A 22621-nucleotide genomic window follows, 5' to 3' on the forward strand; every position below is an offset into this window, starting at 1 on the left:
CGCTCGAGAGCCCCCTTCGGGACTCCCGGCGCGCCCGGGGCGAGTCGCTTCCGAGGTCACTCGAGGTCCGCGCCGACGGCCTCCTCGACCGACGAGAAGCCGTCGCGCTCGAGCAGATCGACCAGCCCCCGGTTGATCCGTTTCGCGGTCGATGGTCCCTCGTAGACGAAGCCGGTGTAAAGCTGGACGAGCGACGCGCCGGCGCGGATCTTCTCGTAGGCGCGTTCGGCCGAGTCGACGCCGCCGACGCCGACGATCGGCAACTCGCCGTCGGTGTACGCCGCGAGGGTTCGGACGAGTTCGGTGGATTGATCCACGAGCGGGGCACCGCTCAGCCCACCCCACTCCTCGCGATTCGGGGACTCGAGTCCCTCGCGTTCGGTCGTCGTGTTCGTCGCGACGATGCCGTCGACGTCGAACTCGCGGACGATATCGACGAGTTCGAGGACGGACTCCTCGGGGGAGTCCGGCCCGATCTTCACCAGGATCGGCTTTCCGGCCTCGTTTTCCGCCTCGAGCGTCTCGAAGATCGTCCGCAGGTGATCGGGCGAGGACTCGTCGAACGACTCGGGCGTGTTCGGACAGGAGACGTTGATGACGACGTAGTCGGCAAAAGGCGAGAGACGGTCGAACACCCGCCGGTAGTCTTCGATCGCTTCGTCCTCGCTCGAGGTGTTCATCTTGCCGACGTTGACGCCGAGGGGGACGTCCGGGACGCCGTCACGCTCGAGGCGGGATTTGACCGCCTCCATTCCGTGGCCGTTAAACCCCATTCGGTTGACCATCGCCCGGTCTTCTGCGAGGCGGAACAGCCGCGGTCGATCGTTGCCAGCCTGGGCGTACGGCGTCACCGTCCCGATCTCGACGGAGCCAAAGCCGACACATGCGAGGGCGTGAGTCACCTCGGCGTTCTTGTCGAAGCCGGCCGCGACGCCGACGGGGTTCGGAAACCGGGTTCCGAAGGCGTCGACCTCGAGTGCCGGGTGGTCGTACCGGTAGGCGTAAGAAACCGCGGCGCGGGTCGGATACGTCGACTGGATCGCCCTGAGCGTCTGTTTCCCGAGTGCGTGGGCGCGCTCGGGTGGAAGCCTGAACGCGAGCGGACGGACCCGCGAGTACAGCGTCATTGCGAGGAGGTGTGAACGCATCGAAGGTAAACGTCTCGAAGCGCGTCGACGCTGTCCTCACGTCGCCGCGGTCGCGTCACCGTCGCCTCGAGGCTGGACTCTCGAGGCGACCGATCCCCCGTTTACCGTTCCTGGCGGTCGCCCGCACTCCCGACCGGCGCCTCGTCGTCCGTACCGAACGGATCCGAGCTATCTCCACCCTCGAGCCCGCGAAGCCGCTCGAGGCGATCGTTGATCGACGGCGCCAGGTGGACGTGTTCGCCGATCCGGGTCCGCCGGCGCGGGAGTTCGAGTCGGGTCGCGGTCCGCTCGACGGCGTCGGCGATCTGTTCGGGATCCAGCGCCCGCGCCGCGCGTTCGTCGGCGTCGTACATCCCTGCCCGAACCCACCTGTCGAGGCCCCACAGCAGGCCGACGACGCCGGCAACGACGGCGATTATCGGCTCCAATCCGACGGTCGGGGAGACGAGCGGAACCGCGAGCACAACGCCGCCCACGAGCGCCTGCAATCGGACGATCTCCGCGAGGAGGCGCCGGTCGTGGACGCCCGACTCGAGGCGGGCCGCCTGAATTGCGAGGAGTCCCTCGGCCAGGGGTTCGTCCTCGAGCAGTTCCGCGGCGACGACAAGCCGCCGACGGCGGGGAAGCCCGACCGAGAGCACCCCGAGATCGGTCCAGTCGGAGTTCTCGTAGACGAGGATCGGGACGTCGACCGGTGGTGCGTCCGCGAACAGCGTCTCGAGGCGGCGTTGCTCGTCCTCGCTCGGCTCCCGGAGGGTCCCCGACTGGCCGAGCGAGTGTGGTTCGACCCACTCGGAGCCGAGGACGAAGACGGCGAGACCGACGAGCGCGCCGCCGAGGACGCCGAGCGTGACGACGAGCGCGTAGATCGTCGCGACCACCGCCGAGAGGAGGGCGATGCCGAGCGCCAGGTACTGTGCCCGTCTGCGGATTCTGGTGCGGATCGAGTACGCCGATCGATCCTCGTGGACCGCGACGTTGCCGAGATCTGTTCCGACGGTTGCGATCCATAGTCCGACGGGGAACGGAAGCCAGGCGACGATCGTCACCGCGACGTTCGGAAGCGCATCGAGGGCGGACAGTCGAGTGATCGCTCCGGGGACGTCGATGAGCACGTAGGCGGCGGTGGCGACGAGCCAGACCGCGCCGACGACGACGTACTGATAGCGATCGGTGTCGGTCGTAAACGTCGTCGCACGAAGCAATCGGACCAGCAACGTTCCGAGGATCGCGAGCGTGATCGCGAACAGAAACCACTGTTCGACCGGGATCGAAGGGGTGCTGGCGGCAGGGGTGATCGTCTCGAACGAACTCATCGGGTCGATCTGAACGTCGCGTCTCCGTCTCCCAAAGCGACCGGGATCGACCTCTCGGTGCTTCGGAACACCTGTACAGTCGTCCGTATCCGCCGGTCGACGGATAGCTATTGCGGATCGGTGCGGCCGGAATCGATCGACGGCGGTTGTGCCGGAACAAGCCGATCGCAGACCACCTTACTCGACGGTGACGCTCTTGGCCAGGTTTCGGGGCTTGTCTATCGGTCGGTCGAGTTCGTACGCCATCCAGTAGGCGAGTAGCTGTAACTGGACGTTCGTCACCACCGGAACGAGGCTTGGGTGGGTCTCGGGAACCTCGAGAAGGAAGTCCGCGAGGTGAGCGACGTCGTCGGGTGAATCGGTGACGACGACGACCGGCGCACCGCGGGATTCGACCTCCCTGACGTTGCCGATCGTCTTCTCGACGACCTCGTCGGTTCCCGTCACCAGCGCGACGACCGGCGTTCGCTCGGTCACCAGCGCGAGCGGACCGTGTTTCAGTTCGCCCGCCGGGAACCCCTCGGCGTGTGCGTAGGTAATCTCCTTCATCTTGAGCGCCCCTTCGAGGGCGACCGGCCACTGGTAGCTCCGGCCGATGAAGAAGTAGGCGTCGGCGTCGACGATCTCCTCGGCGATTTCGCGTGCGTTGGACGTATCGAGTACCCGTTGAATGTCCGCCGGCAGATCCCGAAGCCCGCCGAGAAACGGGTTTGGTCGACGGCCGTCGAGGACGCTCGAGAGTATCGCTAGCGTGGCCTGCTGGCTCGCGAACGATTTCGTGGCGGCGACGCTGATCTCCGGACCGGCGCGGATGTAGACCGTGGCGTCACACTCGCGTGCCGCCGAACTGCCGACGACGTTCGTCACGGCGAGTGTGGTCGCGCCGACCCGGTTTGCGCCCCTGAGCGCGCCGAGGGTGTCCGCGGTTTCGCCGCTTTGAGTGACGCCGACGACGAGCGTGCCGTCCTCGATGGGGACGCGATCGACGTCGTACTTGCTCGCGACGAACGTCTGTGCGGGAATGCCGCGTTCGCGAAGTAACGTCGCGCCGTACTGGGTCGCGTAGTACGAGGTGCCACACGCGACGAACTGAACGCGGTCGGTTTCCTCGACGATCGAGGCGGGGAGATCCGGCAAGGTGACCGATCCGTCGAGTTCCGAGATTCGGCCTCTCGTACTCTGGCGGATCGACTGCGGTTGTTCGTATATCTCCTTTATCATATAGTGGTCGTAGCCGCTCTTCCCGGCGTCTTCGGGGTCCCAGTCGATCGTGTCGACGGCCGGTTCGATTCGCTCTCCACCACTGTCCGTAATCTCGACGTCCGTCGGCGTCAGCCGGGTGAACTGACCGTCCTCGAGGTAGATTACGCGATCAGTGTGCTCGATGAACGCGGGCACGTCGCTCGCGAGGTAGTTGGCCTCGCTCCCCAGACCGAGGACCAGCGGGGAGTGGCGACGCGTCGCGTAGATCTCGCTCGAGCCGAGAAAGACCGCCGCGAGCGCGTAACTGCCCTCGAGGCGCTCGACTGCGCGTTCGAAGGCCTTCGCCGGTGGATCGCCCCCGTCGAGAAACCGTTCGATCAGGTGCGGGACGACCTCGGTGTCGGTGTCGCTCTCGAAAGTGTGTCCCGCATCGATCAGCTCCGCCTTGAGGGACTCGTCGTTCGAGATGATTCCGTTGTGGACCACCGCAACTCGGTCGGAACAGCCCGTATGCGGGTGGGCGTTCGCGTCCGTCGGCGGTCCGTGGGTACTCCATCGTGTGTGTCCGATACCGGCCGATCCCGCCATCGTCTCCCCGTCGAGGGCCGCCTCGAGCGCCGAGAGCTCACCGGCTCGCTTGGAGACGTTCATCGTCCCGTCGACGACCGCGATTCCTGCCGAATCGTAGCCGCGGTACTCGAGACTCGAGAGCCCCCCCAACAGGACGTTTCGCGTCGTATTGGGATCGGTACCGACGTAGCCGATGATCCCACACATTAGCGACCGACCTCGATGACGTCCCTGTTACAGCCGTCGACGATCGATCCGCTCCGAACGGTGGCATCGGCGCCGACGACCGCACCGGGCGCGTACGTCGACCCACCGCGGTCGTCGACGCGATCCCCGAGGAGGGCACCCAGCTGTCGGTCCTCGTGAATTCGGTTTTCGACGCGAACGTCCGCGGGACCGCCAGGTGCGACCGTCCCGGCGCCGATGCGAACGCCGCGGCCGATCACGCAGTCGACCAACGTCGCGTTGGGGCCGACCCGAACGTCGGTATCGACGAGGGAGCGTTCGACGACGGCGTTCGATTCGACGGTCGTGTTCGTCCCGAGACAGGTGTAGGGTCCGACGACCGCACCCGGACCGATCTCGCAATCGCCGCCGGTGACGATCGGCGTCCTGATCTCCGCGGACTCGTGAACGCTCGTCGACTCCGGGATTCGCGGCACCTCGGTCCGTTCACCGTTCGAGACGATCGTCTGGGAGACACCCAGCAGATCCCACGGATAGTTTGCCTCCGCCCAGAACCCGTCGGATTCGACGCCGCGGACGACGTTGCCGTTCTCGACGAGATGTTCGATCGCATCGACGAGCAGGTGCTCACCGGCTCGAGGCGTCGTTCGACGGATCGCGTCGAACACCCCGCTTTCGAAGCCGTAGACGCCGGCGTTGAGTCGATAGTCCCGGTCGTCCCGTGGCGCTTCGACGATCTCGGTGACGGAGTCGTCGTCGGTGATGACGCCTCCGTACTCCCCGACGTCGACTCGGCGGATCAACCCCAGGGTGGCGATCGAATCGCTCCCCTCGTGTGCGTCGAGGACGTCGCGAACTAGCCGGCGATCGATCACCTGATCGCCGTTGACGACGAGAAACGAGTCGTCGACGGACGGCTCGGCCGCCAGTACGGCGTGGCCCGTTCCGAGCTGTTTCTCCTGGGCGGCGTACGTGATGGGGACGTCCCGGTAACTGTGGCCGAAATACGACTGGACGTCCGTTCGTTTGTATCCTACGACGAGGACGATCGACGTGACCCCACCGTCGACCAGCGCGTCCAGCGTGTGCTCGAGAATCGGTCGAACCCCGACCGACAACATCGGCTTCGGCCGGTGGCGCGTAAGCGGTCGTAGTCGTTTTCCTTCCCCGGCCGCGAGGACGACGGCGGTACGTTCGGGCATTCGTCGGTATCGGCCACTCGGACGTATTTAATTCTTACAACGACATGGAGAGTGGGATTTATTTGTTGATGTGGTGGAATAACTGCGTAAAAACATTTAGAACCACATTTGTGTGAAAGAGTTTGTGTATATGCCGTGTTTGTGCCATCTGTGATGGTCGGATTCGAGACGTCCTCGAACGTCGCAGACGGGCCGGCGACCGAGCGCGTTGTAGTATCGTAGCCACTGAACGTCATTCCGCACCTGATCGCCAGACGTGTCGGCGATCAGTGTGTCAATCGTTACAGTTGTGACGATAGGCCACCGCGACACACCACGACCACACTTTTGCCCGATTGGCTCCAACGAACGGTCGTGCAAGAGTACGAGCGCAAACAGCTGCTCGAGCGCGTCGAACGCGACGGTGCGACCGTCGGCGCGGAGATTCCGGAGACGATCGCCGTCCAGGGCGAAGAGATCGACCTCCGGACGTTCGTCTTCGAGATCAAACGCCGCGAGACGGTTCCCGCGGGCGAACGTGATCGCGTCGAGCAGGCCAAGCGCAACCTCCGACGCGAGCGAAGCGACCGACTCGAGCGGATCGAAGACGGCGACATCAGCCGCGCGGAGGGCGAGGAACTCGCCCGGAACGTTATCGGAATCGACCGCGCGCTAAACGCCTTAGAGAGCCTCGGTCCGACCGACTTAGAGCGCGAACAGCAGGCCAAGCAGGCCGCCGATACGAAGCGCTGGATGTCGTTTCTCAAGAAGGCGCTTGGACGTGAGGACGACGCCAGCGCCCGGAGGGGACGCTGATGGCGACCAACGCAGAGATCGCCGGCCGGTTCGAGGAGTTCGCCGACCTCCTCGAGGCCGACGACGTCGAGTACAAGCCCCGGGCGTACCGCCGTGCCGCGGAGAACGTCCGGGCACACCCCTCACCAATCGCTAACTACGTCGTCGAGGGCGACCGCGAGACGATCGAAGAAATCGACGGCGTCGGCGACGCCATCGCCTCGAAGATCGTCGAGTACGTCGAAACCGGCGAGATCGAGGAGCTCGAGCAACTCCGCGCCGACCTCCCGATCGACGTCGCCGACATCACTCGCGTCGAGGGCGTCGGGCCGAAAACCGCCGGCACGCTCTATCGCGAACTCGGAATCGAAACCCTCGACGACCTCGAGTCGGCGGCCGAAGCCGGCGAGATCCAGGAGGTCAAGGGATTCGGTCCCAAAACGGAGGAGAACATCCGCGAGAACCTCGAGTTCGCCCGCCAGATCGGCCAGCGGTATCTCCTCGGTGAGGGGCGTCCACTCGCCGACGACGTCCTCGCTTTTCTCGAATCCCTCGAGGCGATCGAGCGGTGTGAGGTAGCGGGATCGATCCGGCGGTGGCGCGAGACGATCGGCGACGTCGACGTGCTGGTCGGCACGGAGTCGGGCGAGGCAGTCGTCGACGCGTTCGTCGACTGGGACTCCGTCGACGGCGAGATCGAGTCGGGCCCCGAGAAGGCCAGCGTCCGCGTCGGTGAGATCCGCGTCGATCTGCGGGTCGTCGTCCCCGAGGAGTTCGGCTCCGCGTTGCAGTACTTTACGGGGAGTAAAGACCACAACGTCAGGCTCCGAAACTACGCGATCGACCGCGGGATGAAGTTAAACGAGTACGGCGCATTCGACGTCTCCGGCGTCCCCGACGAGGAGGCGGGCCAGCGCGTCGGGGACCGTGTTGCCGGCGAAACCGAGGAGGGGATGTACGACGCCCTCGGCCTCCCGTGGATTCCGCCAGAACTCCGGGAAGACCGCGGCGAGATCGACGCCGCCGAGGCCGGAGAGCTCCCGAACCTGCTCACCCGCGAAGACGTCCGCGGCGACCTCCACACGCACACCGAGTGGTCCGACGGCAACACCTCGATCGAGGCGATGGTCGCTGAAGCCGAGCGTCGGGGCTACGACTACTACGCCGTCGCCGACCACGCCGAAGGCCCCGGCGTCGTCGGCGGGATGGGGCTCTCCGAGACCGAGATCGTAGAGCAGGTCGAGGCGGTCCGCGAGGTCGACGCGGCGAGCGATATCGCGGTGCTCGCGGGGATCGAGGCGAACGTCGACGCCGAGGGCGATATCGGCCTCTCGAGTGAAGTCGTCGACGCCCTCGACGTCGTCGTCGCCTCACCTCACAGCGCGCTCGATCAGGACGCCGAGACGGCTACCGAGCGGCTCGTTCGGGCCGTCGGTGACCCGGCCGTCGACGTCCTCGGTCACCCGAGCGGCCGACTGCTCAACGAGCGTTCCGGACTCGAGTTCGACGCGACGGCCCTCGCGCGGGCCGCGGCCGACCACGAGACGGCCCTGGAGATCAACAGCAATCCGAGACGACTCGATCTCTGGGGGAGCGCCGTCCAGGCCGCAATCGAGGAGGGCGCACCGATCGCGGTCAACACGGACGCCCACCAGCCCGCGACCCTCGAGTACGTACGCTGGGGCGTTCATACTGCGCGCCGGGGCTGGGCCGAGCCCGCGGACGTGATCAACACCTGGGATATCGCGGAGCTCCGGGGCTTCCTCGAGTGACTCCTCTGCATGTCCGCCCGATTTTGACCCCGTGCGACTTCTCCTCGACGTCATGTGCGGTGGCCTCCCCGCCTACCTGCGGATGTGTACCCACGATACGGCGTACGCCGTCGAGAGGGGGCTCGAATCCGACGACGATCTGCTCGTGATTGCCCGCGAGGAAGACCGAACGATCGTCACGCGGGACGTCGCGCTTTCGAACCGCGCAGACCGATCGATTCTGCTCGAGTCCCGAGACGTCGAGAGCCAACTCGCCGAACTCGCGGCCGCCGGGGTCGAGCTGACACTCCCCGAAGAACCCGAGCGTTGCGGTCGGTGTAACGGGCCACTCGCGTCTATCGATGGATCGGTGTCGACGCCGGCGTACGCCCCCGACCCCGCAGAGACGGCAGTTTGGCGGTGTCGGGCCTGCGGCCAGCACTTCTGGCGCGGGAGCCACTGGGACCGGGTCGAGAAAACGCTCTCGAGCATCGATACTCGATACTGTACAGTCGCGGATCCGTTTCTGACCGGCCCCGAATCGTTTCACGTTTCGACGTGGAAGCAGGATCGATGTCCGACGACGACCACCATCTCGACCGAGCCGGAAAACAAGCGGCGTACATCGCCAACGAGTGGAGCGACGACCCCGCGATTATGCAGACGCAGGCGCTTTGTTACGTCGGCGCCCAACTCGAGCGAATTGCCGACGCCCTCGAGGATCAGTAGACGGCGACGTCGTCGAACCGCCCATCGTAGGCGATATGTCTCGGGTGGGTTGGCTCGAGACCAGACAAAAAGAGGCGATCGGCTTTCTTCCAGGTATTTTCGTAACAGAGGTGTGCGAGTTCGCGCGCCGTCGTTCGCGCCCGTTCCAGACCGTTTTCGTAGACGATCCGTCGGGCGGCCCCTTCCTCGAGGGCATCCAGCAGGTCCGCTTCGGTGTCGATCGCCACCTGGAAGGCTGTGGAGGCGGCTCCGACGGTGTTGTGGAGGTGCGCGTACGACGACGTAAACGGCGGAATGTCGAGGTCGTCCGCGAGTTCGCGCGCCTGACGGTTGTGCCACGGGAGGTGTTTCGGGTTGAAGATCTCTACCGCATCGATCGTTTCGGCGTAGTGGCGAACGTCCGACCGCGTTAGACTCACCGTCGCGAACTCCGGATGGGGAGCGAGCACCGCCGCCCCCTGGCGTTCGAACTCCGCCATGGCCGCCTCGAGCGGGATGAAATCCGGAACGGGCTCCTCAAGTCCGAGCGCGAGGACGTGCTTTCGCTCGTGCCAGGAGCCGGTAAACACCTCACGGCCGGGAACGACCAGCAACTCGTCGCTCGAGTAGGCGGCGGCACGCTCTCTGATGTCGGGAAGACGGGTGAAGTGCGGCGCGTAGACGATAGCGTCGAGACCGACGCGCTTGGCTCGCTCGACGATTGCGTCGTCGAGTACCTTGACGTGACAGTCAACGCGGGTGACTCCTCCGTCGTTCACGAGCGTCTCTTTCGGGACGGCCGAGTTATGGATTCTGATTCGGCTACGGCCGGTTGGGCCCCGAACCGGTCACGGACACTGCGAAAAAACCAAGAGGTCTGACAATCGATTACGAGCATTCAATGGCCTGGGAATGCGGAATCGACGGCTGTGGTGCGGTGTTCGAGGACGTCGAGTCGGCAGTAATCCATCAGGCGACCGACCACGAGCGCCCGGAGTGTAAAGTGTGCGGAACGATCGTGCCGGACGGCTACCTCGCGCTCCGCCACACGTTCAACGAACACAGCCGCGCGGAGTACGTTCGCGCATACGGTGCGGACTCCGAAGACGTCCGCAAGCGGGAGGAACTCGTCGAGGAAATCGAGGACGTCGCGGACATGGAACTGATCGCGAACGAACTGACGCGATAACGCCGTTTTGGTCGACCTCCTCGGATAGCAACTGCCCCCCACGGCGCCGTTATCGTTCTATTCTCGGCGTCAGTCGATCTCGTTCGTTCCGAGGGAACCGACTCGCTACCGCTCGTCGGAATCTAGGACACGAATCTGATCGCCCCGAACCGTCACAGGGATCGGAACGGTCGCCTCGTACAGTTCGACCGTCACCTGATCTTTGCCTTCGTCGATGCGCTGGACCTGGGCCTTCTCGCCTTTGAATGGCCCCGCGATGAGCTCGACGATGTCGCCCTCGGCGATCCCTTCGACGTCCGGCTTCGGCGAGAGGAAGTGCTCGACCTCCGAGATGTCCGACTTGCCGGGAACGATGCTTCGTGCGTGGGGGATATCCTCGAGTACGCGCTCTAAGACGGCGTTACCGTCGGCTTCGACCATCACGTACGACGTCAGCGAGTCGGGCGCGAGCGCGGCGTGAATCTCGGCCTCCTCGCGGTTGATGATCATGTCCGCGACGGTTTGCTCCTGGCTGGCTGTCGTCTTGACCGCGTAGATTCCCATCAGATACCACCGGTCAACAGTAGCATGATCCCGCCGATGATGAATCCGATAAATCCGACGAGTAGGATGCCTGCACCGGCGATTTTCGATACCTGAAGGAACTCCTCAGTCGTGGGTGTCGTCGCCATTTTCAACACCCGAACGTACGAGGTGAGGTCGTACGGAACGTCCATATATGTCTATTCACAGCCCGGCACCTTTTATCTGTCTTTCGTGTCCGGCCGATCGTCGATCGTCGCGATCGGCCGATATCGGCCGAGGGTTGCAGTCGACGGCCTGTTCGCCAAAGCCCTCGACGACGAAGGCCCAGTATGGCCGAAGACGACACCGACCGTGCGGACGAGTACGAGGCCGAACGGGAAGCAGAGATCGACGACGAACTCGAGCGGATCGATCGTGACCCCGACGAGGTCGACGACGGGGATAGCGACCTCGGAACGCAAAACGCTCCGCGAGAGGAGGCCGAGGATCTCGATGACCTCGACGAAGCAGAAGGCATCGAGGATATCGATCCGGAGGAAGAAGACGAGTCCGAAAGCTAACGACGCTACTCCACCGCCGGTACCACCTCCTCGTAGAACTCGACGAATTCGGCCTGGTTCGAGCCGATCTGGTGAATCGTGACGCGGTCGAAGCTGGCGTCGACGAACTCCTGTACCGTCTCGACGTGTTCCTCGGGGTCGGCGCCGTGCGTGATCATCTTCAGGGCACGTCGACGTCGGGTCGCGAGGCGAGTGTCAACTCGACGGTTCCTCGCTCGCCGTCGCGTACGACTTCTATCTCGACCGTTTCGCCGGGCGACGTCTCGAGTGCGAGCGTCGAGGAGAGCAGATCCTGATTCGGGATCTCTCGGTCACCGATTGCCATGATCACGTCGCCGCCCGTACGGACGAGTTCGCCGTCGATGGTCGTCGTATCGGTCGCCGGCTCGAGAACGCCGTCGGCGGGCGCGTCCGGCACGACCTCGGTCACCAGAACGCCGCCGGCCTCCTCGAGGTCGTTCGCCTCGGCGACCTGTGGGCCGACGGGGTCGACGCCGACGCCCATGTACGGGTGTTCGTACTCGCCCTCGCTCACCAGCGAAGGGACCACCCGATCCGCGAGGAGCGCCGAGATAGCGAACCCGATCGTCTGACCGGCACCCGCGAAGACGACGCCCAGAACGTCCCCCTCGAGGCTGATTAGCGGGCCACCGCTGTTGCCCGGATTGACCGGCGCGTCGGTTTGAATCGCAGCAGGGATGGCAAACCCCGTCGGACTCGGAAGCGATCGGTCGGTGCCGCTGACGATCCCCTGTGAGATCGACGCGTCGAGTCCGAGCGGGTTTCCGAGTGCGAGTACCTCCTGACCGATCTCCGGTTCGGCTTCGGACAACGAGAGCCCCGAGACGACGTCGGGAACGTCGTCGACGCTCACGACGGCGAGGTCGCTGTGGACGTCCGAACCGACGACCGTTCCGGTTCGCCACGTCTCGTCGGTGAACTGCAACTCGGCTTCGTCGACGCCGCCGGCGACGTGGTGATTCGTGAGAACGTCCCCACTCTCGAGAACGAATCCCGAACCGATCCCGCCGGGTGCGCCTTCCTCTCCGGGGATGGTCACGAGAACGACGTCACCGATGGCCTCCTCGTAGAGACTCGTGTACCCCGTTTCGTCGGTCGGCTGGTCGTCCTGTCCCGTTATCCGCGAGGCCGTCGCCCCCGTGGGCCGGTTTCCGCTCGCGCTCGTCGAATCCGCCGCCGCACCCGCCGACTCCCCCGCGGCGATTAGCGTGAGGAGTCCGGAACTTACGGACAGAAACCGGCGGCGGCTATGCTGGGATCGGTCTGGTGACATGCCGTGTGCCACCCCGACGAGAACAATAAAACACCTACCACGCGTGCTAGCGGTTCTGGAACTACCGGTCGACTGCTATCGATCGCATCCGCCGAGAGTATTCGCCGTTCCGAATAGAAACATTTAGTTATTTCCAGTGGCGATAACTCGTTGGTGCGGGTCATGCCTATTCGACCCCGCATTCAGCCGGATCGCTATCAGACACTGCCGGCACGAACCCGGACCGTTCGCGGTCGTCCCGGCGCGTCGGGACGGTAATCCGGCTCACTCCTCGAGGCTTGAGGCCCTCGAGGTCCGAGGTGTAGTCGATACACCCCGGTTTTCGACGGAAGTTCCCTACCGTAGCGAGTCATATAGCTCGTCGACCGACGCATCGAACCCGCCGCCCTGGGCGAGCGTCTCCGACCCGCCACCGCCGCCGCCGAACGACGCCGTGAGTTCGTCGAGGAGATCGGTCGCCGACCTCGAGCCGGCTCGTCCGACGACGGCGAACGGCGCGCCGGATTCGCCGATGGCGACGATCACGTCGTCCCCCTCGGAGTTCTCTCGAGCGTCGATTCGGCTCCGGACGACGTCGCCGACGAGTTCCGTGTCCGCATCGTCGACCGTCGCGACGCGCCAGTGTTCGCCCTCGCGTTCGAACGACTCGCCGCCCTCGAGTCGGGCGGAAACGAGTTTGCTCTCCGCGTGCCGAAGTCGCTCCTCGAGGTCGTCCCGGCGGCCGGTCAGACGCACGAGTTCGCTCGAGACGTCTTCGATTCCCGTCCCGAGGGCTCGTTTGGCGTCGAAGACGGCTCGTTTCTCCGCCGTGCGACGATCGATCGCACGGGGCCCGACCGCGAGTTCGATCCGGGTCAGCCCTTCGCCGGGGTTCGATCGACCGAGGACGGTCACGGGTCCGATCTCGCGGGTGTTTCTGACGTGCGTTCCGCCACAGGCGGCGACGTCCCAGGGCTCCGCTCGAGAGCCGGTTTTCGTGGTTCTGATCGCGGTCCCGTTTCCGGCGCCCGCGTCGTCTTCGCCGATGGTAACGAGCCGGACGCGCCCTTTCCGGAACGCGCCGTCTTCGGTCGCCTCGTTGAACGCGACGTCCTCGCGCTCGCGAGCCTCGGTCACGGGGACGTCCTCCCAGGAGACCGGCCGCGACTCCCAGACAGCTCGGTTGATCAGTTCGTCGAGTTCGATCAGAACGTCGTCGTCGATCTCCGTGCTCGTCTCGAGGTCGACCCGGACCTTTCGCTCGCCGATGTCGAACCCGCCGTAGCCGAGGTCGTCGAGTATCCGCCGGCCGGCCCCGTAGAGGACGTGACTGGCCGTGTGGGCGCGCATACAGTACATCCGAAACGACCAGTCGACCGAACACAGGACCCGGTGTCCCGCCTTGAACGTCGGCTCGGACTCGAGGACGTGTACCTGTTCGCCGTCGAGGAGTTGGACGTCGGCGACGTCGACGTCACCGACCGTCCCCCGGTCGGCCGGTTGGCCCCCGCTTTCTGCATAGAAGTAGCTTCGCTCGAGCCAGACCTGTCGGCCATCGACCGCCGTCACCTCGGTTTCGAATCGCGTGGCGTACGGTTCCGCCGCCGCCAGTTGCCCACTCATCGGTTTGACTCCGCGGTCCGGAACTAAAAGTCTGCTCGCCGCCGGTTCGGACTGGCGTCCAACTGCCCGCTGGTGCCCAACAGTCCCCTCGTACGGATTCCTGTCGATCAGTTCCGCTGAGACCGTCGCCCAGGTTGCGGTCTCACCGGTACATCGCGACAGTAATCCGTATCACTCCGAGAGCGTTACGTCGAGGCGTTCCTCGAGGGCGGCGATGACGCCGCCGCCGATTCCGGCCTGGGTCGCTCGGCCTTGCTCGACTGCGAGCAAGTCCTTCTCGCGGATGCCGAGTTCGTCCGCGAGTTCCTCGCGCTGGAGACCCGCGTCTCGCCGGGCGTCGACCACCGTCTCGCCGTACTCGGAGACGAGATAGGGGAGGGGGTCGTCGTCGTAGTTCGTCCCCTCTTTCTCCCAGTGTTCGGAGTCGCCGTCCCAGACCGGGTTGGCCTTCGCGACGTTCTGTGCGGCCTTTTGCTTTCGGCTCGGTCCGTCGCTCGAGGAGCCGCCCGTCGATCCCGACGCGCTACTCGATCCGCGTTTTCTCCCTTTGGTCGGTGTATCGTCGTGGGGCGCACAGTCCGGACAGACCTCGAGTTCGGCGCCGGCGACCGACGCGAGTCGAAGTGAGTCGCTCTCCGCTCCACAGAGTTCGCAGTTCGTCCCGCCGCCGCCGGAGGACGAACCGGTCGAGTACTTAGCCATGGTACCCTTTGGCAACTGTCGCATTTCAAATCTCCGCTCGGCCGGTTCCGTGTGACCTGGCCGCAGGCGTGGACTCAAAGGAAAGGGCTTTTATAATCACGCTGGATACCTTCGAGTGCAGACAGAGAACGCGAGCGTGGGTAGCCAAGCCAGGCCAACGGCGCAGCGTTGAGGGCGCTGTCCCGTAGGGGTCCGCCGGTTCGAATCCGGTCCCACGCATCGCATGGGTGGACGTCGTCCACCAATAGCGAGGCGAGCGCGGAACCTTCGGTTCCGCGAGCCGTTGAACGGGTGCTTTGCACCCGTGAAACACGGTGTAACCGCCGAGCACAACGATGCAGGTGATTTCCCTTCGAGGACATCACCCACGCATAATCCTTCGGAACCTAACACTCGGGACCGGCCGGACTTGAGAACGGGCGCTATCCCGTCGGGGTCCGCCGGTGAGCGATCGGTTCCTCCGATCGCGAACCCTGCAAGGAACGCGCAGCGACGTCAGGAGCGAGCATTTCTTGCATCGGTTCGAATCCGGTCCCACGCATCGCATGGGTGGACGTCGTCCACCAATAGCGAGGCGAGCGCGGAACCTTCGGTTCCGCGAGCCGTTGAACGGGTGCTTTGCACCCGTGAAACACGGTGTAACCGCCGAGCACAACGATGCAGGTGATTTCCCTTCGAGGACATCACCCACGCATAATCCTTCGGAACCTAACACTCGAGACCGGCCGGACTCGAGAACGGGCGCTATCCCGTCGGGGTCCGCCGGTGAGCGATCGGTTCCTCCGATCGCGAATCGGGGTGCGGTTTCTCGCGTCCTCGAGGGTCGACAGAAACCACTTTCCCGTCTCGAGCGAACGACGACGTATGGAATACGTTCCTCGAGAGCGCGTCCGCCCGATCGCGGCGGCGCTGAGCGTCGTCTCGCTCGCGGTCGTCTTCGCGGCGGCCGGGGGTCGGGTCCCGCAGTCGGCAGTTCCGGGTGCGCCGGAATGGGTCTTGACGGCGATTCCACACGTCAACGTGGTCATCAGTGCGACGGCGATCGTCACGATCGGGGTCGGGTGGCGGGCGATCCGGCGAGGTAACGTCGCGAGACATCGGGCCGCGATGGTGGCCTCCTTCGGGCTGTTCGTGACGTTTCTCACGCTGTATCTCTACCGACTCGTCGCGGCCGGGGGCCCACAGCCGTTTCCTGGCCCCGATTCGATCTACCAGTTCGTCTACCTGCCGGTCCTCGCCATCCACATCCTCCTCGCGGTCGTCTGTATTCCTCTTCTCTACTACGCGTTGTTGCTCGCGTTCGCGTATCCGATCGAGGAACTCCGTCGGACGAATCACGCTCGAGTGGGGCGTTTCGCCGCCGGCCTGTGGCTGATCTCGTTTTCGCTCGGAATCGTCGTCTACGGCCTCTTACACGTATCGTACTGAGTTTCGTTCGAGGCCGATCGCAGTTTGGCGCATTCGGCTTCGTCTGCCAGTCGAAGTTTGAACCGTCTGGACGATGGACGAGTTACGCGAGCACGATCGCTCGGTGTACTCGATGACTGAGGAACACGATTACGACGTGATGGGAGACGTTTCGTCCGACGACGAACCACCGGTCACAGCCGACGGGGCCGCAGAAAGCGTCCGTTCGACCGTGACGGAAGGGGTGAACACGGGGGCGATTCCGCTGGCCAGCGGCGGCGTGTTGGTGTTGTCCGCGCTTCGCTCGGCGCTTCGCGGACAGCTTCGCGCGATTCCGAAGGGGCTCGTCGGCGTCGCGCTCGTCCGCCACGGCGTTCGGCGCCGCCGTTCGACCGGCCGGACGGAGGAACTGGACGACGGAGACGGCGTGAGTGGTGAGCGCTGGGAGTCCGAACCGTCGTCCGAGGCGGCGGCCGCCTCGGAGCGACCCGACTCGGGCCGGGAGGGGCGACTCGAGCCGAGTGACGACGACGAACCCGAGGAGTCGCGGATCGAGTTCGTCGACGACGGGGATATCTCGGAGCCACGCTCGAGGCCCGGAGCCGGCGACGAGGAGCCCCACGATCCGCGCCGAACCGTCGACGACGGACCGGTCGAGATCGACGTCTCGGATTCGGCGACGGCCGACGAGGCGGGCGAAGCGACGGGTCCGGATCCGGAGCAGGCCCAGCCGGCCCGGACCGAAGCGACGGAGCCAGAGACGACCCCCGAGGAGGATTCCTCGGAGCGTTCGGTCGATCACGACGAGACGGACGCCGCGGACTCGAGCGGTGGCAGTGGCGTGGTGGACGAGGGCCCCGAAGACGACGTGGCGGGCGGCCAGGCGTCGACCGACGGGGTGAGCAACCGGGAACCGACTGGCGACAGATCGGATGCGGAGGCGAGCGGTGACGACGAGAGCGGATCGAACGACGACGGCTCGTGATACTGTCCGGTCGTGTGAGCAGACGCTTGCCCGGCGTGCATCCGTTGGCCTCGAAAACGAACCCGGTCAACGTCCGACGTCGAGACCCCACGCGGCCAGCTACGAACAACCGTCCGGGATCGATTCCGCCAGGTCGACCGCCGCGTCGTCCCCGAACGCGTCGTCGACGAACACGGAGTAGTACAGGTTCTCGCACGACCACTGGAGTTCCGTTCCCTCGTCGGTCGTCGCGATCGATCCCGTCGCGGTTCCGATCTCGATCGACTCGCCGCCGGTGGCGAACGTTCGGGGGCCATCGCTCGTGGTCACTGACGTCGTTCCGTCCCCACCGCGGTAGAACACCGATACTTGCGTCCGGTTCTCGTCGGGGAACTCGTAGCGGCTCACACCGTCGAGTTCGACCCCGTCGGGAACCGCGTCGGGTTCGGGCTCTGCGACGGCGAAGGGAACGGTCTCGTCTGCTTCGCCGACCGATTCGAACTCCTCGATCGATGGGAGAACGATCTCCTCGAACTCGTCAGCTTCGCTACCGTCGTTGCTCTCGTCGTTCGCCTCGTCCGATACCGACGACGGATCGAACTCGAACAGGTCGTCCTCGAGACCGGGTTCGATCTCGAGGTCGGTGTACGTCGTCTCGAGTTCGGCACTTTCGCCGACGACGCGGTGGCTAACCGGGAACAGCGTCTCCCGATCGAGCCAGACCTCGATCCGTTCGGTGTGTCGGTCCGCGACGTCGCGGTCGCTCGTCTCGAGGGGAACGGTGTACTCGGTGTCCCCGACGAGGACGTCGATCGACCGCTCGATCGTCTCGTTTTCCGGCGGGTCGAACGCGAGTCGATACGTCTCGCGGCCGCCGAAAGTGGTCTCCTCGACGTCGGTGAGGGCGTACGAGTCGTCCGTGAGATACCGTTCTTGCTGTCCGTACAGCCCCTCGAGTGCCGACGGCGAGTTGGGATCGATCTCGACGTAGCTCACCGAATCGGTCTCGGGGTCGTGGTGCCACCGTCGGTCGCCGTCGGTGACGATCAGGTGGCCGTCTCCAGTCTCGATCCGTGAGGTACCCTCCTCACGGAGCCAAACCTCCTCTTCGTACTCCGTCGTCTCGCCGTCGACGACGGTCCGAACCTCGAGCGTGGCGCTGACCTCGGTCGGGGCTTCGTCGCTCTCGAAGCGATCGGCGATCTCCTCACCAGTAACGCCATCGCCGGGGAGTGCGACACAGCCCGCCGCCAGGAGGGCGACGACGAGGACGACGATCGGGAGCGACCGACGGTGGAGGGGACTCGAGGGCATCACACAGGAGACTGACGTGAACGACCAAATAGTCGACGAATCTTCGCAGGCGTCGGCCGAACGCCCGCGAAACCGGTACGATCGCGGTTTCGACGAACGGGCTACTCCTGATAGCCGAAACCGCCGGCGAAGAGCTTGGAGACGTAGCTCAGTACGAGCAACGAGACGACGAGTCCGCCGAGTGCGTACGGTCGAAATCCGTAGTAGATCTCCTGGATGCCGTAGAGTACGACGAGAGCGCCCATCAACAACGCGGTACCGCCTGCCCACCGCGAGACGTACGCCGGATCGACGGACTCGTCGTAGTTGGCGTGGAGGTCGGCCCGGCCGCGAAAGGCGATCAGATAGCCCAGATACAAAATGAGGAGCCCACAGCCGAACCAGACCAGTCCGCTGACGACGTTGAAATCGACCATCCTCTTCGCGGACGTGGGGAAAGCGGTCGAATAAGTCCAGCGATCGACGTCGCTCCCGACGAGGAAGCCAACGTTTTCGTATACAAAAGATATTTTCCCGTCGGAGCAAAACGGAGTAGTATGAGCACGCAGGCGACGGAAGACCGGATCCTCCAGGTACTCGAGGAGGACGCCCAGGCATCCTACGCCGAGATCGCCGATCGGGCGGACGTCTCGAAGCCGACGGTTCGAAAGTACATCAAGCAACTCGAAGCAGAGGGAGTCATCGTCGGCTACTCCGCGGACGTCGACCCGAAGAAACTCTCGAGTCAGACTATCGCACTCGTCGGTCTCGACGTCGCGAGCGAGCGCTACGTCGAGGCGACGAAGTCGCTGAAAGATTTAGACGAGATCGAGGCGCTGTACAGCTCGAGTGGCGACCACATGCTGATGGCGGAAGTTCGTGCCGAGGACGGCGACGCCCTGGGCGAGTTCATCTCCGCGGAGATGCTCGAGATCGACGGCGTGACGGCCGCACACCCCTCGTTCTTACAGGAGCGGTTGAAGTAGTTCGGAGGACACACAACCGTCGCCAGCCTCCCGCTCGTCCGTCCGTGTCGAGGTTCCGCGTTCGCTACCGACGACCACCGGATCGAAGGCATCGGTGTTTTGTCGGTCATTCACGAAGAGACGGTATGGCGACCTACGAACGACGGACGACCATCGACGCACCTCTCGCGGACGTCTGGGAGTTTTCAGCGGACGTTTCCGGACTCGAGGCGGTGACGCCCAACTGGCTGGGACTTCGCGTCGAATCGGTGATCGGCTCGGACGGCAATCTCGACCCGGACGGACTCGAGGTGGGGACGGAGATTTCGCTGTCGATGCGGCCGTTCGGCGTCGGTCCGCGTCAGTACTGGACCTCTCTCATCACCGAGGTCGAACGTCGAGAAGGGGTGGCGTATTTTCGCGACGAGATGGTCCATGGCCCCTTCGATCGATGGGTGCACACCCACTCGTTTTTCGCCGACGGCGACCGGACGATCCTCCGAGATCACGTCGCGTACGAACTCCCGCTTGGCCCCCTCGCCGAGCCCGCATCGCCGTTCTCTCTGCTCGGTTTCGAGGCGATGTTCCGGGAGCGCCACCGGGCGACGAAAGCGAGACTCGAGGGGCGCTTACGCCCGCGGGATTCGACCGGTGAGGCGAACAAGGGGACGTGATACGCTCCCATTCGATGTGTGAACCACGTCCGTTTTGGTGTCGGAACCGCTACGAGAGTGTATGAGTGGATACGGGGGCGATCTCCCTACGCGGCGACGAGTTCTCGCCTCTCTCGGGACCGGAACGGCCGCCGGCCTCGCCGGCTGTTTCGGCGACGCAAACGGCGACGGCGGGGAGGGTGGTGACGACACCGGCGACGGCACCGACGAGGCCGACGAGGACCATCAGTACGCGACGAATCTCGCCCATCCTGGCGACGAACCGATCGAGTTCGAGGGCCTTCGCTGTCCGGTCTGTAACATGCAGCCCGCGGATTATCCTAGCTGGCAGAGCCAACTGGGCCACGAGGACGGAACGGGTGCGGCGTTCGACACGCCGGGCTGTCTGTTCGCGTACTACGCCGCACCGCCCACGGAGTCGCCCGTCGAGGGAGCGTGGGTGACGGACTTCGAGACGGGTGATCTGATCGACGCGACGGCCGCCCACTACGTGATCGTTACAGACGAGAACGCGGTCACTGGCGAGGTTATGGGGCTCAATCCCCGACCGTTCGCCGACCGCGAGGACGCCGTTGCCTACCTCGAGGAGTGGGACGCCGAATCGCTGACGGAGGACGATATTATCGGGCTCGCGGACGTCGACCGTGACGTCGCCGCCATCTACCGTGGAAACCGGCTTCCCGACGAGTAGCTTTCTTCGCGCCGGTTGAGGCGACAACTGGGTTCGGACGAACTGTTCTCCGATGGATATCGACGGTCAGCGCCGCTTCGAAAACTGTTTCCTCCCCGGAGCGAGTGCTCTCCGACGTGAACGGCTGGGACCTCGAGGGACCGACGACGCCGTACGCCGCACTCGCCGCAGCGGTGTTCGCGGCGAGCACGAGCGCTATTTTGGTTCGCTGGAGTCACGCGCCGTCGTCGGTCGCGGCGTTCTACCGAGTGCTGTTTACGACGGTCCTGCTCGCTCCGATCGCGCTCGTGTGGTATCGCGAGGAGTTTCGTCGACTCTCCTGGCGCGACGGCGGTTTCGCGGTCGTCGCCGGCGTCGCCCTCGCGGTTCACTTCGCGGCCTGGTTCGAGAGTCTAAATCACACGAGCGTCGCCGCGAGCGTCACGCTGGTCCAGACCCAACCGATCTTCGTCGCGCTCGGGGCCGCGCTCGTCCTCGGCGAGCGGGTCTCGCGAGAGACCGTCGTCGGCATCTCTATCGCGCTCGTCGGCGCGGCGATCATGTCCCTGGGTGGCGCCGGTGAGGCACCCATCTCCGACGCGACGGCGTTCGGCAACGCGCTCGCGATCCTCGGAGCTGTCACCGTCGCCGGGTACGTCCTGGCGGGTCGTTCGATCCGCCAACGGGTGTCGTTGTTCCCCTACGTCACCGTCGTCTACACCGCCTGCGCGGCGACGCTGTTCGTCCTCGTCGGCGCGCAGGGTCACGAGTACGTCGCCTACCCGGCCCGCGAGTGGGTACTCTTTCTCGGCATGGCCGTCGGCCCCGGTGTCTTCGGTCACACCGTCATCAACTGGGTCCTCAAACACCTCGAGTCGGTCGTCGTCAGCGTCGCCTGGCTTGGCGAACCGGTCGGCGCGACGCTACTCGCACTCGCGTTGCTCGCGGAGGTTCCCGACGCGATCACGGTGGTCGGCGGCGTCGTCGTCCTCGGCGGAATCTACGTGACGACGATCGAACGAGAACGGCGTCGTGTCGGCGGATGAACGTCGCGTCATCGCCCGACGTCAACGTGATCCGGTCCTCATACCCTCGGCCGAATTCTCGAACAGTTCGCTCACGAGCCGCCTCTCCGCCTTGCGGAGATGTTCGCCGACTGTGCTCGGTGCGCACTCGAGTCGATCGGCGATCTGCTCGTGGCTCGTCTCGCTCGGCTGGTCGTAGTAGCCAAGTTCGTAGGCCGCCGCGAGCACCTCGCGCTGGCGTTCGGTTAGCGATCGTCCCCGATGAAGGCTCTCCCGGTAGGTGCCGACTTCGAGCACCGTCGCCTCGAGCGACGACGGGAGTGTCTCGAAGGCGCTCGAGAGATCCGACTGCGTTCCGACGACGGTGAGTTCGACGCTGTCGGGGTGAAACGTCACCGGGAGCAAGACGACGAGGCTATCGCTGGTGAACCGTTCGCGGATCTCGCCGACCCCCGGCGGCGCTCGAAACCGGACGTACGCGTAGACGACGCCCGTCTCGGCACTTGCGATCTCCCACTCGAGGACGCCCGGATCCGACTCGAGAACCCGGCGAACCGTCCCCTCGTTTGCTTCGATCGAGAGCGTGTACGTCGGCGTGTCGGTATCCGCCACGCCGCCAGCCAGGAGGTGTACGGTGCCGACCCCCTCGCACCCCGCGAGATCCGCGATCGGCGTGTCGTACTGTTCGGTACCGATTGTGGGGGCCTGCTGTTCGTCCCCGACTCCGGAGGCGGAGCGGCCGCCGCCGGAGCGATCGTCGGTATCGCCGCGCTCGTCTCTCCGACCGCCGGGCTCATCTCTCCGGCCGCCGGACTCATCTCCCGGAGTGCGTTCCGCTGACTCGGGCGTGGATGGCCGCAGTCGGGCACGAACGTAGTTCATGCGCGTCCGAT

The 22621-nt window shown here is 65.0% G+C and carries 24 protein-coding genes, 1 tRNA gene and 2 pseudogenes; 13 read left to right on the forward strand and 14 right to left on the reverse strand.

The window, feature by feature from the left end:
* Positions 1-56 precede the first annotated feature (56 nt).
* From AB7C87_RS16750 to AB7C87_RS16765, 4 genes are all read right to left on the reverse strand, one after another.
* Positions 57-1127 (reverse strand): quinone-dependent dihydroorotate dehydrogenase, encoded by a 1071-nt coding sequence (locus AB7C87_RS16750; RefSeq protein ID WP_369730642.1) that lies wholly within the window; start codon positions 1125-1127, stop codon positions 57-59.
* A gap of 122 nt (positions 1128-1249) precedes the next feature.
* Positions 1250-2464, reverse strand: coding sequence for a hypothetical protein (locus AB7C87_RS16755; protein ID WP_369730643.1), 1215 nt, complete (start codon positions 2462-2464; stop codon positions 1250-1252).
* Positions 2465-2641: 177 nt separating this feature from the next.
* Entirely contained in the window at positions 2642-4444 is a 1803-nt protein-coding gene (glmS, locus tag AB7C87_RS16760; protein ID WP_369730644.1) for a glutamine--fructose-6-phosphate transaminase (isomerizing), read from the reverse strand.
* On the reverse strand, positions 4444-5625 hold the full coding sequence (locus AB7C87_RS16765) for a sugar phosphate nucleotidyltransferase (protein ID WP_369730645.1): 1182 nt from the start codon (positions 5623-5625) through the stop codon (positions 4444-4446). The genes glmS and AB7C87_RS16765 overlap by 1 nt, the downstream gene beginning before the upstream one ends.
* A 354-nt stretch (positions 5626-5979) precedes the next feature.
* Here AB7C87_RS16765 and AB7C87_RS16770 point away from each other — a divergent pair, with 354 nt between their 5' ends.
* The 4 genes and pseudogenes from AB7C87_RS16770 to AB7C87_RS16785 all read left to right on the forward strand — a co-directional run bounded on the left by AB7C87_RS16770 (position 5980) and on the right by AB7C87_RS16785 (position 8879).
* Positions 5980-6420: a DUF5788 family protein gene (locus AB7C87_RS16770; RefSeq protein ID WP_369730646.1), complete on the forward strand. Its 441-nt coding sequence runs from the start codon at positions 5980-5982 to the stop codon at positions 6418-6420.
* Positions 6420-8171, forward strand: a complete 1752-nt coding sequence (polX, locus tag AB7C87_RS16775) for a DNA polymerase/3'-5' exonuclease PolX (protein ID WP_369730648.1) — start codon at positions 6420-6422, stop codon at positions 8169-8171. Before AB7C87_RS16770 ends, polX begins: the two co-directional genes overlap by 1 nt.
* A gap of 31 nt (positions 8172-8202) precedes the next feature.
* Positions 8203-8643 (forward strand): annotated as a pseudogene (locus AB7C87_RS16780) (Mut7-C RNAse domain-containing protein); the annotation flags it as partial.
* Positions 8644-8723: 80 nt separating this feature from the next.
* Positions 8724-8879: a hypothetical protein gene (locus AB7C87_RS16785; protein WP_369730649.1), complete on the forward strand. Its 156-nt coding sequence runs from the start codon at positions 8724-8726 to the stop codon at positions 8877-8879.
* Here AB7C87_RS16785 and AB7C87_RS16790 read toward each other — a convergent pair.
* A complete protein-coding gene (locus AB7C87_RS16790) occupies positions 8873-9637 on the reverse strand; it encodes a PHP-associated domain-containing protein (protein ID WP_369730650.1) in 765 nt (254 codons plus the stop codon). The two genes, AB7C87_RS16785 and AB7C87_RS16790, sit on opposite strands and share 7 nt — an antisense overlap.
* A gap of 122 nt (positions 9638-9759) precedes the next feature.
* Here AB7C87_RS16790 and AB7C87_RS16795 point away from each other — a divergent pair, with 122 nt between their 5' ends.
* Positions 9760-10047: a DUF7565 family protein gene (locus AB7C87_RS16795; protein WP_369730651.1), complete on the forward strand. Its 288-nt coding sequence runs from the start codon at positions 9760-9762 to the stop codon at positions 10045-10047.
* A 105-nt stretch (positions 10048-10152) separates the two neighbouring features.
* Here AB7C87_RS16795 and AB7C87_RS16800 read toward each other — a convergent pair whose 3' ends face one another.
* A complete protein-coding gene (locus tag AB7C87_RS16800; protein WP_369730652.1) occupies positions 10153-10590 on the reverse strand; it encodes a transcription elongation factor Spt5 in 438 nt (145 codons plus the stop codon).
* A complete protein-coding gene (locus AB7C87_RS16805; RefSeq protein ID WP_124196986.1) occupies positions 10590-10763 on the reverse strand; it encodes a protein translocase SEC61 complex subunit gamma in 174 nt (57 codons plus the stop codon). The genes AB7C87_RS16800 and AB7C87_RS16805 overlap by 1 nt, the downstream gene beginning before the upstream one ends.
* 138 nt (positions 10764-10901) lie before the next feature.
* Here AB7C87_RS16805 and AB7C87_RS16810 point away from each other — a divergent pair, with 138 nt between their 5' ends.
* Complete coding sequence (locus AB7C87_RS16810; RefSeq protein WP_369730653.1) at positions 10902-11132, forward strand: hypothetical protein; 231 nt, start codon at positions 10902-10904, stop codon at positions 11130-11132.
* A gap of 5 nt (positions 11133-11137) precedes the next feature.
* Here the strand turns inward: AB7C87_RS16810 and AB7C87_RS16815 are convergent.
* From AB7C87_RS16815 to AB7C87_RS16830, 4 genes and pseudogenes are all read right to left on the reverse strand, one after another.
* Positions 11138-11290: pseudogene (locus AB7C87_RS16815) on the reverse strand (TIGR03557 family F420-dependent LLM class oxidoreductase); the annotation flags it as partial.
* A 2-nt stretch (positions 11291-11292) separates the two neighbouring features.
* Positions 11293-12426 carry a S1C family serine protease gene (locus AB7C87_RS16820; protein WP_369730654.1) on the reverse strand — a complete coding sequence of 378 codons (1134 nt, stop codon included), beginning with the start codon at positions 12424-12426 and terminating at the stop codon, positions 11293-11295.
* 336 nt (positions 12427-12762) lie between these two features.
* Entirely contained in the window at positions 12763-14028 is a 1266-nt protein-coding gene (locus tag AB7C87_RS16825) for an alanyl-tRNA editing protein (protein ID WP_369730655.1), read from the reverse strand.
* A gap of 171 nt (positions 14029-14199) precedes the next feature.
* Positions 14200-14730, reverse strand: a complete 531-nt coding sequence (locus AB7C87_RS16830; RefSeq protein WP_369730656.1) for a helix-turn-helix domain-containing protein — start codon at positions 14728-14730, stop codon at positions 14200-14202.
* Positions 14731-14864: 134 nt separating this feature from the next.
* Here AB7C87_RS16830 and AB7C87_RS16835 point away from each other — a divergent pair.
* The 3 genes from AB7C87_RS16835 (at position 14865) to AB7C87_RS16845 (ending at position 17122) form a co-directional block, all read left to right on the forward strand.
* A tRNA-Leu gene (locus tag AB7C87_RS16835) sits at positions 14865-14949 on the forward strand.
* Between the two features lie 645 nt (positions 14950-15594).
* On the forward strand, positions 15595-16158 hold the full coding sequence (locus AB7C87_RS16840; protein ID WP_369730657.1) for a DUF420 domain-containing protein: 564 nt from the start codon (positions 15595-15597) through the stop codon (positions 16156-16158).
* Positions 16159-16270: 112 nt separating this feature from the next.
* Positions 16271-17122, forward strand: a complete 852-nt coding sequence (locus AB7C87_RS16845) for a prolipoprotein diacylglyceryl transferase (RefSeq protein ID WP_369730658.1) — start codon at positions 16271-16273, stop codon at positions 17120-17122.
* Positions 17123-17221: 99 nt separating this feature from the next.
* Here AB7C87_RS16845 and AB7C87_RS16850 read toward each other — a convergent pair whose 3' ends face one another.
* The gene (locus tag AB7C87_RS16850; RefSeq protein ID WP_369730659.1) at positions 17222-18415 is read right to left on the reverse strand and encodes a LolA family protein; all 1194 of its coding nucleotides are present in this window, start codon (positions 18413-18415) and stop codon (positions 17222-17224) included.
* 101 nt (positions 18416-18516) lie between these two features.
* Positions 18517-18831, reverse strand: coding sequence for a hypothetical protein (locus AB7C87_RS16855; RefSeq protein ID WP_369730660.1), 315 nt, complete (start codon positions 18829-18831; stop codon positions 18517-18519).
* Between the two features lie 120 nt (positions 18832-18951).
* Between AB7C87_RS16855 and lrpA1 the strand changes: the two genes are divergently transcribed.
* The 4 genes from lrpA1 to AB7C87_RS16875 all read left to right on the forward strand — a co-directional run bounded on the left by lrpA1 (position 18952) and on the right by AB7C87_RS16875 (position 21749).
* Positions 18952-19380: an HTH-type transcriptional regulator LrpA1 gene (gene lrpA1, locus AB7C87_RS16860; RefSeq protein WP_369730661.1), complete on the forward strand. Its 429-nt coding sequence runs from the start codon at positions 18952-18954 to the stop codon at positions 19378-19380.
* Positions 19381-19505: 125 nt separating this feature from the next.
* Positions 19506-20033: an SRPBCC family protein gene (locus AB7C87_RS16865; protein WP_369730662.1), complete on the forward strand. Its 528-nt coding sequence runs from the start codon at positions 19506-19508 to the stop codon at positions 20031-20033.
* 61 nt (positions 20034-20094) lie between these two features.
* A complete protein-coding gene (locus AB7C87_RS16870; RefSeq protein ID WP_369730663.1) occupies positions 20095-20724 on the forward strand; it encodes a nitrous oxide reductase accessory protein NosL in 630 nt (209 codons plus the stop codon).
* Positions 20725-20840: 116 nt separating this feature from the next.
* Positions 20841-21749, forward strand: coding sequence for a DMT family transporter (locus AB7C87_RS16875; RefSeq protein WP_369730664.1), 909 nt, complete (start codon positions 20841-20843; stop codon positions 21747-21749).
* 21 nt (positions 21750-21770) lie between these two features.
* Here the strand turns inward: AB7C87_RS16875 and AB7C87_RS16880 are convergent, their stop codons facing one another.
* The gene (locus AB7C87_RS16880; RefSeq protein ID WP_369730665.1) at positions 21771-22610 is read right to left on the reverse strand and encodes a helix-turn-helix domain-containing protein; all 840 of its coding nucleotides are present in this window, start codon (positions 22608-22610) and stop codon (positions 21771-21773) included.
* Positions 22611-22621: the final 11 nt, after the last annotated feature.

This window comes from Natrarchaeobius versutus (genome assembly GCF_041205745.1).
Taxonomy (GTDB): domain Archaea; phylum Halobacteriota; class Halobacteria; order Halobacteriales; family Natrialbaceae; genus Natrarchaeobius; species Natrarchaeobius versutus.

Excerpts from the sequence above, each read along its gene's own strand:
- AB7C87_RS16825 (WP_369730655.1), bottom strand. The coding sequence starts at position 14,028 with ATGAGTGGGCAACTGGCGGCGGCGGAACCGTACGCCACGCGATTCGAA.
- AB7C87_RS16865 (WP_369730662.1), top strand. The coding sequence starts at position 19,506 with ATGGCGACCTACGAACGACGGACGACCATCGACGCACCTCTCGCGGAC.
- AB7C87_RS16785 (WP_369730649.1), top strand. The coding sequence starts at position 8,724 with ATGTCCGACGACGACCACCATCTCGACCGAGCCGGAAAACAAGCGGCG.
- glmS (WP_369730644.1), bottom strand. The coding sequence starts at position 4,444 with ATGTGTGGGATCATCGGCTACGTCGGTACCGATCCCAATACGACGCGA.
- AB7C87_RS16870 (WP_369730663.1), top strand. The coding sequence starts at position 20,095 with ATGAGTGGATACGGGGGCGATCTCCCTACGCGGCGACGAGTTCTCGCC.
- AB7C87_RS16805 (WP_124196986.1), bottom strand. The coding sequence starts at position 10,763 with ATGGACGTTCCGTACGACCTCACCTCGTACGTTCGGGTGTTGAAAATG.
- lrpA1 (WP_369730661.1), top strand. The coding sequence starts at position 18,952 with ATGAGCACGCAGGCGACGGAAGACCGGATCCTCCAGGTACTCGAGGAG.
- AB7C87_RS16850 (WP_369730659.1), bottom strand. The coding sequence starts at position 18,415 with ATGCCCTCGAGTCCCCTCCACCGTCGGTCGCTCCCGATCGTCGTCCTC.
- AB7C87_RS16800 (WP_369730652.1), bottom strand. The coding sequence starts at position 10,590 with ATGGGAATCTACGCGGTCAAGACGACAGCCAGCCAGGAGCAAACCGTC.
- AB7C87_RS16855 (WP_369730660.1), bottom strand. The coding sequence starts at position 18,831 with ATGGTCGATTTCAACGTCGTCAGCGGACTGGTCTGGTTCGGCTGTGGG.
- AB7C87_RS16795 (WP_369730651.1), top strand. The coding sequence starts at position 9,760 with ATGGCCTGGGAATGCGGAATCGACGGCTGTGGTGCGGTGTTCGAGGAC.
- AB7C87_RS16810 (WP_369730653.1), top strand. The coding sequence starts at position 10,902 with ATGGCCGAAGACGACACCGACCGTGCGGACGAGTACGAGGCCGAACGG.
- AB7C87_RS16845 (WP_369730658.1), top strand. The coding sequence starts at position 16,271 with ATGACTGAGGAACACGATTACGACGTGATGGGAGACGTTTCGTCCGAC.
- AB7C87_RS16840 (WP_369730657.1), top strand. The coding sequence starts at position 15,595 with ATGGAATACGTTCCTCGAGAGCGCGTCCGCCCGATCGCGGCGGCGCTG.
- AB7C87_RS16880 (WP_369730665.1), bottom strand. The coding sequence starts at position 22,610 with ATGAACTACGTTCGTGCCCGACTGCGGCCATCCACGCCCGAGTCAGCG.
- AB7C87_RS16830 (WP_369730656.1), bottom strand. The coding sequence starts at position 14,730 with ATGGCTAAGTACTCGACCGGTTCGTCCTCCGGCGGCGGCGGGACGAAC.
- AB7C87_RS16755 (WP_369730643.1), bottom strand. The coding sequence starts at position 2,464 with ATGAGTTCGTTCGAGACGATCACCCCTGCCGCCAGCACCCCTTCGATC.
- AB7C87_RS16750 (WP_369730642.1), bottom strand. The coding sequence starts at position 1,127 with ATGACGCTGTACTCGCGGGTCCGTCCGCTCGCGTTCAGGCTTCCACCC.
- AB7C87_RS16820 (WP_369730654.1), bottom strand. The coding sequence starts at position 12,426 with ATGTCACCAGACCGATCCCAGCATAGCCGCCGCCGGTTTCTGTCCGTA.
- polX (WP_369730648.1), top strand. The coding sequence starts at position 6,420 with ATGGCGACCAACGCAGAGATCGCCGGCCGGTTCGAGGAGTTCGCCGAC.
- AB7C87_RS16765 (WP_369730645.1), bottom strand. The coding sequence starts at position 5,625 with ATGCCCGAACGTACCGCCGTCGTCCTCGCGGCCGGGGAAGGAAAACGA.